At 72.8% G+C, this 12,248-nt stretch carries 13 protein-coding genes and 1 pseudogene; 7 read left to right on the forward strand and 7 right to left on the reverse strand.

Going from position 1 to position 12,248, the window contains the following annotated elements:
• Positions 1-76 precede the first annotated feature (76 nt).
• Positions 77-439 carry a PH domain-containing protein gene (locus GA0070614_RS11620; protein ID WP_088960401.1) on the forward strand — a complete coding sequence of 121 codons (363 nt, stop codon included), beginning with the start codon at positions 77-79 and terminating at the stop codon, positions 437-439.
• Positions 440-446: 7 nt separating this feature from the next.
• On the opposite strand, the gene GA0070614_RS11625 is transcribed toward GA0070614_RS11620, so the two are convergent.
• From GA0070614_RS11625 to GA0070614_RS11635, 3 genes are all read right to left on the reverse strand, one after another.
• Entirely contained in the window at positions 447-3,299 is a 2,853-nt protein-coding gene (locus GA0070614_RS11625; protein WP_088975965.1) for an AfsR/SARP family transcriptional regulator, read from the reverse strand.
• Between the two features lie 126 nt (positions 3,300-3,425).
• Entirely contained in the window at positions 3,426-3,839 is a 414-nt protein-coding gene (locus tag GA0070614_RS11630; protein WP_088975966.1) for a hypothetical protein, read from the reverse strand.
• 333 nt (positions 3,840-4,172) lie between these two features.
• Entirely contained in the window at positions 4,173-4,682 is a 510-nt protein-coding gene (locus GA0070614_RS11635) for a DinB family protein (protein ID WP_088975967.1), read from the reverse strand.
• Positions 4,683-4,858: 176 nt separating this feature from the next.
• Between GA0070614_RS11635 and GA0070614_RS11640 the strand changes: the two genes are divergently transcribed.
• The 3 genes from GA0070614_RS11640 to GA0070614_RS11650 all read left to right on the forward strand — a co-directional run bounded on the left by GA0070614_RS11640 (position 4,859) and on the right by GA0070614_RS11650 (position 6,742).
• The gene (locus tag GA0070614_RS11640) at positions 4,859-5,380 is read left to right on the forward strand and encodes a GNAT family N-acetyltransferase (RefSeq protein ID WP_088975968.1); all 522 of its coding nucleotides are present in this window, start codon (positions 4,859-4,861) and stop codon (positions 5,378-5,380) included.
• A 53-nt stretch (positions 5,381-5,433) separates the two neighbouring features.
• Complete coding sequence (locus tag GA0070614_RS11645; RefSeq protein ID WP_088975969.1) at positions 5,434-6,024, forward strand: hypothetical protein; 591 nt, start codon at positions 5,434-5,436, stop codon at positions 6,022-6,024.
• Positions 6,025-6,148: 124 nt separating this feature from the next.
• The gene (locus GA0070614_RS11650) at positions 6,149-6,742 is read left to right on the forward strand and encodes a maleylpyruvate isomerase mycothiol-dependent enzyme family protein (RefSeq protein WP_088975970.1); all 594 of its coding nucleotides are present in this window, start codon (positions 6,149-6,151) and stop codon (positions 6,740-6,742) included.
• Between the two features lie 78 nt (positions 6,743-6,820).
• Here GA0070614_RS11650 and GA0070614_RS11655 read toward each other — a convergent pair whose 3' ends face one another.
• Positions 6,821-7,894 carry a bifunctional NAD(P)H-dependent oxidoreductase/GNAT family N-acetyltransferase gene (locus GA0070614_RS11655; RefSeq protein WP_088975971.1) on the reverse strand — a complete coding sequence of 358 codons (1,074 nt, stop codon included), beginning with the start codon at positions 7,892-7,894 and terminating at the stop codon, positions 6,821-6,823.
• A gap of 31 nt (positions 7,895-7,925) precedes the next feature.
• Between GA0070614_RS11655 and GA0070614_RS11660 the strand changes: the two genes are divergently transcribed.
• The gene (locus tag GA0070614_RS11660; protein WP_088975972.1) at positions 7,926-8,387 is read left to right on the forward strand and encodes a MarR family winged helix-turn-helix transcriptional regulator; all 462 of its coding nucleotides are present in this window, start codon (positions 7,926-7,928) and stop codon (positions 8,385-8,387) included.
• Between the two features lie 69 nt (positions 8,388-8,456).
• Here the strand turns inward: GA0070614_RS11660 and GA0070614_RS11665 are convergent, their stop codons facing one another.
• Both GA0070614_RS11665 and ychF read right to left on the reverse strand, forming a co-directional pair.
• Positions 8,457-8,846 carry a hypothetical protein gene (locus GA0070614_RS11665; RefSeq protein WP_088975973.1) on the reverse strand — a complete coding sequence of 130 codons (390 nt, stop codon included), beginning with the start codon at positions 8,844-8,846 and terminating at the stop codon, positions 8,457-8,459.
• A gap of 135 nt (positions 8,847-8,981) precedes the next feature.
• Entirely contained in the window at positions 8,982-10,067 is a 1,086-nt protein-coding gene (gene ychF, locus GA0070614_RS11670; protein WP_088975974.1) for a redox-regulated ATPase YchF, read from the reverse strand.
• Positions 10,068-10,172: 105 nt separating this feature from the next.
• On the opposite strand from ychF, the gene GA0070614_RS11675 reads away from it, so the two are divergent.
• Entirely contained in the window at positions 10,173-10,745 is a 573-nt protein-coding gene (locus GA0070614_RS11675; RefSeq protein WP_088975975.1) for an exonuclease, read from the forward strand.
• A gap of 25 nt (positions 10,746-10,770) precedes the next feature.
• On the opposite strand, the gene GA0070614_RS11680 is transcribed toward GA0070614_RS11675, so the two are convergent.
• Positions 10,771-11,268 (reverse strand): MarR family winged helix-turn-helix transcriptional regulator, encoded by a 498-nt coding sequence (locus GA0070614_RS11680; RefSeq protein WP_231933613.1) that lies wholly within the window; start codon positions 11,266-11,268, stop codon positions 10,771-10,773.
• Between the two features lie 94 nt (positions 11,269-11,362).
• On the opposite strand from GA0070614_RS11680, the pseudogene GA0070614_RS11685 reads away from it, so the two are divergent.
• Positions 11,363-12,184: pseudogene (locus GA0070614_RS11685) on the forward strand (EamA family transporter); the annotation flags it as partial.
• Positions 12,185-12,248 lie beyond the last annotated feature (64 nt).

A 12,248-nucleotide genomic window follows, 5' to 3' on the forward strand; every position in this document is an offset into this window, starting at 1 on the left:
TGCGGCGTGCAGACTAGCCGACGGCGGCTCCGCCGTGGACCGTCGTGTCTGGCGCGCGCTTCCTACCGTGGGGTCCATGGCCAATGCGACGTACGACCGCAAGGAGCAGTTCCAACAGATCCAGAGTGGACTGCTCGACGGAGAACAGATCATCGCCGTCTACGACGCCGTCGGCACCGGCACCGGCTTCATCGGGCTGACCGACCGCCGGGTGATCATCCAGGACCGCTCCTTCATCGGCAAGCGGTACGCGATCACCAGCATCCCGTACTCGAAGATCACCAGCGTGAGCGTGGTCAGCAACAAGTCGTGGGGCGGGTCCTTCTTCTCCACCGGGGCGATCGCCGTCCACGTCGGCACGCACACCTACGAGGTGGAGTTCCGGGGCGCGCAGAAGAGCCACCACGTGCACAACGTGATCCTGCACTACATCTCCTGACCACCGGCTACGGGCCGACGGGCGCCCGGTCCGCCGGCGTCCGCGACGACACCGTGATCCGGTGGGGCGGGACCGGCCGGGCCAGCAGCAGGCCGATCCGTTCGCTGAGCCGGTCGGCGCCCGGGTGGTCCAGGTCGTCGAGGATCCGCAGGGCCGACCGCCACGCCGCGTCGGCCCCGTCGGGGTCGCCGGAGGCGAGCAGGCTCTCGCCGAGATGGGTCGTGCTCAACGCCCGCACGAACCGGTCGCCGAAGTCCCCCAGCAGGTCGAGGCAGCGCCGGTAGCACTCGATGGCCTGTGGATAGTCACCCCGCTGGTGGTGGACGTATCCGACGCTGTCCCAGCTCTCCGCCTCACCGTGCCGGTCACCGATCGCCTGGAGCAGGGCCAGCGCCTCCCGGCAACGGGCCAGCGCCTGGTCGTGCTCGCCGAGCTGGGCGTGCTCCCAGCCGAGCCCGCTCAGGCTGCGGGCCTGCCCGATCCGGTGGCCGACCTGGCGGTAGAGGTCCAGGGCGAGCTGCGCGTGCCGGAGCGAGTCGTGGTGCCGGCGCTGCCGGTCGAGCAGGCGGGCCACGTCCAGCTGCACGTGCGCCTGCCCGGTGCGGTTCCCCGACTCCAGGTGCAGGTCGAGGGCCTGCTGGTACTGCCGGTGCGCGTCCGGGTAGCGGCCCAACCGGTCGTAGGTGCTGGCCAGGTAACGGCGCAGTTCGGCCTGCGCCGCCCGGTCCCCGCAGTCGTCCGCCGCCGCCACCGCCACCCGCAGGACGACCAGTTGGTCGTGCCAGTGCCCCTGGCGGCTCAGGACCGGCTTGATCACCCAGGCGAGTTGCCAGGCATGACCGGGAAAGCGCTCGGCGGCGGCGTGTTCGACGGCGGCGAGCAGGACCCCGCGTTCCTCGGCGAACCACGCCGCGGCCTGCGCCGGGTCGTCGAACGCCAGCAGGTCGGCCCCGGGCGCGGGGGCCGGCAGCGGGACGGGGTCCCGGTTGGGCTCCAGCAGCAGGTCCGCTCGCCGGGCGGTGTGCAGGCAGTGGTCGAGGAACCGGCGCAGCGCGGCGCGCCGGACCTCGGCCGGGTCGACGGTGTGGACGAGTTCGGTGGCGTAGGCCCGCAGCAGGTCGTGGAAGGCGTACCGCCCGGGGGTGGGCTCGTTGAGCAGGCGGATCCGGGTCAGCTCGCCGAGCAGCGGACGCGTCCGGGCCACCGGACGGTCGGCGAGGCTGGCCGCGGCGGACGCGCTGATCTCGGGGCCGGGGTGCAGGCCGAGCAGGCGGAAGAGGCGGGCCGCCTCCTCGCCGAGCGCGCCGTACGACCACGAGAAGACGCTGCGGACGTCGGTGCTGGTGTCGCCGTTCGCGAAGGCGTCCAGGCCACCTCGGCACCCGCTTAGTTCGGCCGCGAGCGCCGCGAGCGGGAAGTCGGGGTTGGTGACGGCGCGCGCCGACACGACCGCCAGCGCGAGGGGCAGCCGCCCGCACCGCGCGACGATCTCCTCGCCGGCCGCCGGGTCGTCGGCGAGGCGTCGCTCGCCGATGCGTGCGGACAGCAGGTCCCACGCCTCCTGCTGCGACGGGCGGTCCAGGGTGAGCGGGTGGGCGCCGTGCGCCGCGACCAGACCCGGCATCTGCTGACGGCTGTTGACCAGGACGAGGCAGCCGGTGGCGCCGGGCAGCAGCGGGCGGACCTGGTCGGCGTCGCGGGCGTTGTCGAGCACCAGCAGGAGCCGCTTGTCGGCGACGACGGTCCGGAACAGGTCGGCCTGCCCCGCCACGTCGGCGGGCAGCCGTTGGGCCGGCACCCGCAGGGCGGACAGCAGGCGGGACATCGCCTCGGCCGGCGACATCACCGACCCGGTCGGGTGGAAGCCGCGCAGGTCGAGGAAGAGCTGCCCGTCGGGGAAGAGGTGGGCGACGCGGTGGGCCCAGTGCACGGTGAGGGCGGTCTTGCCCACCCCCGCACCACCGGTCACCGCGATCAGGCCGGTGGCGGGGACGCCGTCCTGCGGCACCAGCGCGTCCAGCACGGCCAACTGCCGCTCCCGGCCGGTGAAGTACGCGACGTCGGCGGGCAGTTGTCGCGGGCAGGCGTCGGTGACGGGGTGGCGGTCGAGCGGTGCCGTCGAGGGTGGCTCCTGGTCCAGCAGCCGCCGGTGCAGACGCTGCAGGTTCCGCCCCGGCTCGATGCCCAGTTCGTCGACGAACCGCTGTCGGGCGTCCCGGAACACCGTCAGGGCGTCGCAGCGCCGGCCGGAGAGGTGCAGCGCCGTCATCAACAGGGCGAGCAGGCTCTCCCGCAGCGGATACCGGGCGGCGAGCGTGGACAGTCGCGCGACGACGTCGAGGTGCCTGCCCAGGCCGAGTTCGACCTCGGCCTGGTGCTCGCACGCGCGGAGCCGCTCCTCCTCCAGGGCCGGTGCGACGGTGGCGGGCAGCCAGTCGCCGGCGACGTCGACGAACACCGGGCCGCGCCAGAGCGCCAGCCCGGTCTCCAGCAGCTTCCCGGCCTCGGCGGGCCGGCTGTCGCGCGCCCGCTCGACCAGCGTCCGGAACCGGTGCAGGTCGACCAGTTGGGGGTCGACGTCGAGCCGGTAGCCCTGTCCCGCGGTGACCAGGCCCACATCGGGAAGGCCGGTGAGCAGTTTGCGCAGCCGCGACACGTGGCCCTGCACCGCGTTGCGCGCGGACGCGGGTGGGCTCTCCCCCCACAGCGCGGTCACCAGATGGTCGAAACTGACCACCGTCGCGGGTGTGAGCAGGAACATCGCCAACAATGTCCGCTGTTGCGCATTCGTCGGTCGCAGTTGGCATTCGTGTTGCCAGACACCGACGGGTCCCAGAATGCGGAAATCCGGTCCGTCCACCTTGCCGCCTCCCCCGTTTTCGAAGCCGCAAGCGCACGAGCCTACTCGCGGAATCGAAAATTCGTGGGTACGCGAAAGGGAGGCGCCCGCGAGCGGGCACCTCCCTGGCGACGCCGGAGGCGCGTGTCAGCCCTGCGCGACCGTGCCGCTGTCGCAGTAGTCGAGCCTGGCCCAGTCGTCCTTCATCAGGCAGAGGTTGATGAAGACCTTCCTGTCCTCCGGGAGGTTGAAGGTGGCGCCCTCGGAGGCCTTCCGGTCCGCGCAGCTGCCGTTGCCGCCGACGTAGAACTGGTACTCGAAGGCCCGCAGACCGTCCGGCCGCACGGAGAAGACCTGGGCGGAGGTCGCCCAGCCGTCGGCCTCGATGTCGCAGATCTTCACGACGTCGCCGTTGGCGGTCCAGTAGACGACGCCACCGGGGTCGCCGTCGTCGGTCTTCCAGCTGGTGTCGTACGCGAGCGCCGGGCTGGCCACGGCGAACGAGGTGACGACGGCGGCGGCCGACATGCCGACCGTGGTGAGCATCTTCTTCAGTGCCATGAGCACTCCTTTCGGGGTCGGCAGGAACGTATCCGGGGCCACTGATCGGGAAGTGAAATCTCACTTAATCGGCCGAGGTCGATCAGTTCGGGAACCGTACGAAGGCGTCGGCGAATGCGTCGAGCGCGCGCACCGGCCGGGTCGTCTCCGCTGCACGTCGCCTCGACTCGAATGCACAGAGGCAGGGTTCGGACGCTACGGGCCTGATGGCGCGGATGAATCGGTACGACGACTGTCAGCGCCGGGGGAGGCGGCGCGAGCAGGAGCCGTCGTGGTCGGCCCGGAGCAGGCGGCGCCGCCCGCCGGGCATCCGCAGATCACCAGGATCTCCGCCTACTCGCCGGTCGGGCCGCCTGCCAGTTCCGCCACGATGTCCAGGTGCCCGACGTGGCGGGCGTACTCCTGCACGAGGTGGAACAGCACCCGCTCCAGCGACGCCGGATCGGCACCGTCCCAGCGCTCACCGGGCGCGCCGATCGCGTCGAGGTCGCTGTCCTCCACCACCGCCCGGGTGTGCCGGCCCTGCGCGCGGAGCGCGGCCAGCAGGTCGGTCCGGGTCTCCTCCGGCGCGACGTACCACCGGTCGTCGCGCCGGTCACCCCACGGGTCGCCGACGTCACGCCCCTGGAAACCCCACTCGATCCAGCGCAGCTCCACGTACCGCAGGTGCTTGACCAGCTCCAGCGGAGTCCAACCCGACGGCAGGATGCTGCGGCGCACGTCGTCCTCGGACAGCGCGGACACCTTCGCCACCACGGTGTCCCGGAAGTAGTCGAGGTAGCGCAGGAACACCTCGGTACGCCCGGCGGCCGGGACGGTGGGCGAAGGAAACTCGATGGTCACCCGACCAGTATCCGCACGAGCCTCCCCCACCTGGGTGGCACGGACCTACCCCGGAGTCGGTCGCTCACCATGCGGGCCAGTGTCCAGCGTGGTCAACCGTCCCCGGCTCACCCGCCGGGTCCCCCGGATCGCGGTCGAGCGGGTCGGCGCGGCGTGCGGGGCGCTATCGTCGCCGGATGCCCGAGCTGATCGCGCCTGCCGTCCGACTGCACGCCGCCTGGCTCGAGGCACACGACGAGTGGGGTCCGGGCCGCCACGAGGACGGCTTCGGACTGCGCCCCTCCGACGAGGTGCACTCGCCGGCCGGGTTCGCGGCCTGGGTGGCCCGGTTGGCCGGCGAGTCGGATCCCACGAGGCCGCTGGACACCGGCCGGGTGCGCTGCACGTACCGGTGGATCGTCGAGGGCGACCGGGTGCTCGGCGGGATCGCGTTGCGGCACGGGCTCGACGACGTCCTGCTGCGGATCGGCCACATCGGCTACGGCATCCGGCCGTCCGCCCGCCGACAGGGCCTGGCCACCTGGGCGCTGGGCCGGATGCTCGGCGAGGCCCGGACGCTCGGCCTGGACCGGGTGCTGGTCGTCTGCGAGGCGGGCAACGTCGCCTCGGCGCGGACGATCGAGCACCACGGCGGCGTACGCGAGGACAGCCGGGACTCCGAGCCCGGCCCCGTCCGGCGGTACTGGATCGAGCTGTAGCCGGCCACCGCCCCGGACCGCCGAGGTTGTCCGCGCCTGGCAGCCTCGGACAGGTGCAGATCCTGATCGCGCAACTGCCCGCGCTCCTCGGCGTCCTGGTCGGCGCACTCGGCACCGTGCTGGCCACGTCGGTGGCCGACAAGAGGAGATGGAAGCGCAGCCTGAGCGTCCGGTGGGACGAGCGCCGGCTCGACGCCTATGCCGAGTTCGCCCGCGTTCTCAAGGAGATCCAGGCGATCTCGGTACGGATCCTCGCCGCGGACACGGGCGACGCGCACCGGTCGGGGATGGATCCCACGGTGGGACTGCCACGGCTGGCCGATGCCGACGTCCGACACACCTTGGCCTGGGAGAACATTCTCCTGCTGGGTGACGCCTCGACGGTCCGCGCCGCCCAGGCGTGGCGGGACGCGGTCTGGAGCATCGAGCATCTCGCCCGTGGCGTCGCGAACGGAGACGAGTCGCTGTCGGACCGCCTGCACCGCGCCAACGAGGCACGCGACGCCTTCTACCGTGCCGCCCGCGGCGGCCTCGACGTCAGCGGCGGTACGGTCGCCCAGTCGGAGCTCCTGCAGCAACGCCTCAGCGTCACCCGACCGGACGGCTCCGCACGGTCCGGTACGAGCCGACGGGCCGACCGGTGAGGCACGAAGGCCGACCTCCGGCGTCCCCATCGGTCGTCCCCCCGGTTCGTCACACCCGTCAGGCAGGCTGACCGCTCCGAGCCAGGGCCGGTACGGCACCGGCCTCGCGAACCTGGAGGGAACCGTGGCGGTCACCGCCGATGATCTCGACGCAGCGATGTCCGACGTCGTCGCCCGCCTACGACCGGCGACCGGCCTGGACTGGGCCGCGCGGGCAGGTGGTCTGGAGTGGGACTGCTGGCACACCGCCGAGCACATCGGCGATTGCCTGTTGTCGTTCGCGGGCCAACTCGTGGCCCGGCCGCAGGAGCGGTACGTGCGTTTCATGGCGAACGCGGACAAGGACGCCTCCCCGGCAGAGGTGCTGGAGTTCGCCGAGGCAGGCGCCCGAATCCTGGCAGCCACGGTACGCACGTCCGGGCCGACCGTCCGGGCCTACCACCCCACGGGTCGCGCCGATCCGGAGGGCTTCGCCGCGATGGGGTGCGCGGAGACGCTGCTGCACGGCGACGACGTCGCGCGGGGCCTGGGTCTCGCCATCGACCCGCCACGTGACGTCTGCGCCCGGGTACTCACCCGGCTCTTCCCCGAGGCGGCGCAGGAACTGGCCGGCGTGGACCCGTGGGCGGCGCTGCGCTGGTCCACCGGCCGGATCGAGCTGCCCGGACGCCCCCGGCCGGCGCAATGGCGCTGGCGGGGTGCTCCGCTGAGCGGATGACCCCGGCAGACGTGACGCTCCCACGTCCACCGTCGGCCCGCCCTCCCCCGAGGGCGGGCCGCCACCCGACCCGCAGCGTCAGGGCTGCCCGACGGACAGGTCCTTGGTGAGGCAGGCGGTGCCGTCCGCGCTGGCAGGCATCGACCGGTAGCCCTCGCTGCGGTAGAGGTCGATGTTGCGGAGGCTCTTGGCGCCGGTGTACAGCACGACGCGACGGCAGTCCGCCGGGGCGGCGGCTTCGGCGGTGCGCAGCAGCCACCGGCCCAGCCCATGGCCCCGCAGGTCGGGCACGATGGCGAGCCGACCCACGTGCCAGTCGGTGTCGACGCGACGGGTGCGCACCATGCCCAGCAGCCGGCCGTCGCGCCAGATGCCCGTGGTACGCCAGGTCGCCAGCCAGTCACGGACCTCCTCCAGCGACTCGTGCAGGGCCGGTACGGCCAGGGTGTCGTTGGCGACGGCCTCGTCCACCCAGCAGCACCGCTGCAGCACGGTGACCTCGGGCGCGTCGTCGGGGGTCAGCTCCCTCGCGTACGACCCCGGCAACGGTCCGGACAGGGCGCCGGCTCGTACGGGTTCGCGCATCGGCCGTAGGGCGTGGGCGAGCCGGGTCAGCTCGTCCAGCAGGCCGACAGCCGCCCTGTCACGGGCCGCGTCGGGCCGCAGCCGACCGTTCTCCGTCGCGTCACCGATGCGGATCGCGACCGTGGCGCCCAACGGCACCAGGCGCAGCGTGGTCACCACCTGCTTCGCGTGCTGGACCGACCGGGTGCCCGCCGACGTGTGGCCGTAGCTGACGAAACCGATCGGCTTCCACGCCCACTCGCGGCTGAGGTAGTCCAGCGCGTTCTTCAGGGTCGCCGGCATCCCGTAGTTGTACTCCGGCGTGACCGCGATGAACCCGTCCGCCGCGTCGACGATCGCGCTCCACCGACGGGTGTGCTCATGCCGGTAGACGCCCGACGACGGGTGTTCCTCCTCGTCCAGGAACGGCAGGTCCAGGTCGCCGAGGGCCACCGGCACGAGCTCGACGCCGAGCTCCGCGGCACGAGGCGTGATCGCCTCGACCAACCACTGCCCCACCGCGGGGCCGAGCGCGCCGGGGCGGGTGCTGGACGTGAGGACGAGGACCCGAATGCTTTTCGTTGACATGGAAACGAAGCTTAGGTGCTAGGTTGATTACATGTCAACGAGATCGTCGGACGGCAACGTGCGGTGGTTGGACCCTGCCGAGGAACGGGCGTGGCGGGCGTTCCTGCGGGTGATGGTCGCCGTACGGACCGGCACGGCGCGCGACCTGGCCGCGCTCGGCCTCTCCGAACCCGACTACGAAGTCCTCAGCACGCTGTCGGAGCGGCCCGACCACACCAGCACCCTGGGGGAACAGGCCGACAAGATGGGCTGGTCACGCAGTCGGCTGTCCCGGCACGCCACCCGGATGGAAGGGCGCGGCCTGCTGCGGCGCGAACCCGACCCGACCGACGGCAGAGGCTGCCTCCTCGTGCTCACCGCGCACGGTCTGGAGACCCTCGCCAGTGCCGCGCCGGCCCACCTGGAGTCGGTGCGACACCACTTCATCGACCGGCTCGCCCCCGAGGACCTCAGCGCCATCGAACGGATCGCCCGGCGGGTGGAGAACCCCTGACAGGGTCCTGTATTCCGATGTGCCCCACGCCGCCAGGGGCGGGCAGACAGCAATCACCGAAGTCCCGCGTCAGGGAATCCGGTTCAGCGCCTGCGCGCAGGCCACGAGGAGCACCGCCGTGGCCACCGGCCATGGCCACCAACGGCGGGCCCGGTGGAGCCGGAGCAGCGACATCGTGAGGCAGAACGCCCCGGGCAGGCCCACCGCAGCGGCCACCATCCAGAACGTCCGCTGCTCCGGACGCCAGCAGGCTCCCCATCCGTCGACGGCGGGATCACACGGGTTGGGACCGGGGCCGGTGAGTGCAGGAGCCCACCAGACCAGATTGAACACGTAGACCAACAGGAGCGGGACGCTGACGATCGCGAGCGGGATCGCCACCGCGAGTCGCACCGCCGGAGTGCGGTTACGGATGGTTACGGTCTCGGTGCCCTCCGGGCGGCCGTTGACGGTGGTCACATCGACATCATGCTCGGCTCCGGGCTGGTCGGCGCGTTCAGGGATCGTGTGCCCGATGCCGCGCCGGCGCAGGTGGGCCCGGATGGCGTTGGAGCTGTAGCCCTTGTCGGAGGGCTCCCTGCCCGCAGGCCGGGCTCAGACGTTGAAGCGGAACTCCACCACGTCGCCGTCCTGCATGACGTACTCCTTGCCCTCGATCCGGACCTTGCCGGCGGCCTTCGCCGCCGCCATCGATCCGGCCTCGACCAGGTCGGCGTAGGAGACCACCTCGGCCTTGATGAAGCCGCGCTGGAAGTCGCTGTGGATGACGCCCGCGGCCTCCGGCGCGGTCGCGCCGACCGGGATGGTCCAGGCCCGCGCCTCCTTGGGCCCCGCCGTCAGGTACGTCTGGAGGCCGAGCGTGCGGAAACCGACCCGGACGAGCTGGTCCAGGCCGGGCTCGTGCTGCCCGATCGACTCCAGCAGCTCGCGGGCCTCCTCCTCGGGCAGGTCCACCAGCTCGGACTCGATCTTGGCGTCCATGAAGATCGCCTCGGCGGGGGCGACCAGGGCACGCAGCTCGTCGAGGAACTCGGCGTTGCCCAGCTCGGCCTCGTCGACGTTGAAGACGTAGAGGAACGGCTTGGTGGTGAGCAGGTGCAGCTCGCGCAGGTGCTCCAGCTCGATCTTGGCGGCGGCGGCCCCGGCGTACAGGGTGGTGCCACCGTCGAGCACCTCGACGGCAGCCTTGGCGGCGGCGACCGCAGCGGCCCGGTCCTTGCGGAGCTTGGCCTCCTTCTCCAGCCGCGGCAGCGCCTTCTCCAGGGTCTGGAGGTCGGCCAGGATCAGCTCGGTGTTGATCGTCTCGATGTCGTCGGCCGGGGAGACCTTGCCGTCGACGTGCACCACGTTCGGGTCGGAGAAGGCGCGCACCACCTGGCAGATCGCCGAGGCGTCGCGGATGTTCGCCAGGAAGGCGTTGCCCCGGCCCTGCCCCTTGGAGGCGCCGCGCACCAGGCCGGCGATGTCGACGAACGACACCGGCGCGGGCAGCACCTTCTGCGAGGAGAAGATCTCGGCGAGCTTGGCCAGCCGCTCGTCCGGCAGCCCGACGACGCCGACGTTGGGCTCGATCGTGGCGAACGGGTAGTTCGCCGCGAGCACGTCGTTCTTGGTCAGCGCGTTGAACAGGGTGCTCTTGCCGACGTTGGGCAGGCCGACGATGCCGATGGTGAGACTCACGACGAGCCAGCTTACGCGCTCCACCGCCGGCACCGGGCAGCCAGCCCCGCCCGACGCCCGGAAAAGGGACCCCGGGCACACCGGGCGCGTTGCTAGCCTGCGCCGGTGACGAACCAGGCGGGACAGCGGCTGCCCGAGCTGTACGTGGCGGTCGACGTCGAGGCGGACGGGCCGATCCCCGGGCCGTACAGCATGCTCTCGCTCGGCATGGCGGTCGCCGGCCGGCCCGACCTGACCTTCTACACCGAGCTGAAGCCGATCTCGGACGACTTCGTGCCGGCCGCGCTCGCCGTCTCCGGCCTGGACCGGGACCGGCTGCTGCGCGAGGCCCCCACCGCCGCGGAGGCGATGACCGCCGCCGCGACGTGGGTGAACGGGCTGCGCCGGATCGGCCGCCCGGTCTTCCTCGCCGCGCCCGCCGTCTGGGACGGCATGTTCGTGCACTGGTACTTCGTCCGGTTCACCGGTCACAGCCCGTTCGGGGCGACCGGCTCCGGGGTGGATCTGCGCAGCTTCTGGATGGGTCGGACCGGCGTCGAGTGGGTGGCCACCCGCAAGGGGAACATCAAGCACGCGCTGGGCCTGACCGACGTGCCGCACACCCACCACGCCGGGGAGGACGCGGCCGAGCTGGCCCAGGTCTTCGACGCCGCGCGGCGCCGGCCCGCGTCCGGCTGACCCGGGCGTACGCGTACCGGAGGGGTCAGCCGGCCTCGGCGGCGGCCAGCAGGGTACGGAGCAGGTCGCCCAGGCGTCGCCGGTCGTCCGGGGGCAGCGCGTCGAGGATGCGCCGCTGCACCTCCAGGCCGGCCTCGGCGGCCTCCTCCACCGCGCGGCGGCCGGCGTCGGTCAGGGTGACCCGCAGCCCTCGCCGGTCGGCCGGGTCGGGGGCGCGACGGACCAGCCCGGCGCGCTCCAGCCGGTCGAGCCGGCCGGTCATCCCGCCGGAGGTGAGCATCAGCGAGGCGGTCAACTCCTTCGGGGCGAGCGTGTACGGCGCGCCGCTGCGGCGCAGCGCGGCCAGCACGTCGAACTCGCCCCGACCGATGCCCCAGCCGGCGTACACCTTCTCCTGCGCGTCGCCGACGATGCGCGCCAGGCGGTAGATCCGGCCGAAGACGGCCATCGGCTCGGGCCGCATGCCGGCCCGCTCGCGCCGCCACTGCTCGACGATGACGTCGACGTCGTCCCGCTCGGTCACCCCCGGATTGTGCCGCACCTCGCACTTCCCGATTCCCCTCACGGGTGATTAGCTTAGCACTAAGCTACTTAGTGACGAGAGAATCGAGCGTCCGATGAGCCGCCGTGGCACCGACATCGCGCTGACCGCCCTCGCCCCGGTCACCTGGGGCACCACCTACCTGGTCACCTCCGAGCTGCTGCCGCCCGGGCACCCGCTCTGGTCGGGTGTGCTGCGGGCGCTCCCCGCCGGGCTGCTGCTGCTCGCCGTCACCCGGCACCGGCCGCACGGCGACTGGTGGTGGCGGGCCACCGTGCTGGGCGCGCTGAACGTCGGCGCGTTCTTCCCGCTGCTCTTCCTCGCCGCGTACCGGCTGCCCGGCGGCACCGCCGCCGTGCTCGGCGCGGCGCAGCCGCTGCTGGTCGCCGCGCTGACCGTCCTGGTGCTGCACGACCGCCCGCACCGGCGCGCGTTGCTCGCCGCGCTCGCCGCCCCGCTCGGCGTCGCCCTGGTCGTGCTGCGGCCGGACGCCGGCACCGACCCGCTCGGCGTCGCCGCCGGCCTGACCGGCACCGCCGCGATGGCCACCGGGCTGGTCCTCACCCGCCGCTGGGGACGCCCGGCCGGCGTCGGCACCCTCGCCGTGACGAGCTGGCAGCTCACCGTCGGTGGCCTGCTGGTCGTACCGGTCGCGGTCGCGGTCGAGGGGGCGCCGCCCGTCCCCGACGGTCCGGCCCTGGCCGGGTACGCCTGGCTCGGGCTGGTCGGCGCCGCGCTGGCGTACGCGCTCTGGTTCCGGGGCGCGGGGCTGCTGCCGCTGACCCAGGTCTCGGTGCTCGGGGCGCTGAGCCCGCTGACCGCTGCCGCCCTGGGCTGGATCGTCCTCGGGCAGGCGCTGGACACGACCCAGCTCGCCGGATTCGCCCTCGCGGTCGGCGCGATGGTGGTGGCCCAACTCACGGGCCGACCCGGGTCCGCCCAGCCGGCGAACCGCCGACCCG

This window comes from Micromonospora coxensis, from assembly GCF_900090295.1.
Lineage (GTDB): Bacteria > Actinomycetota > Actinomycetes > Mycobacteriales > Micromonosporaceae > Micromonospora > Micromonospora coxensis.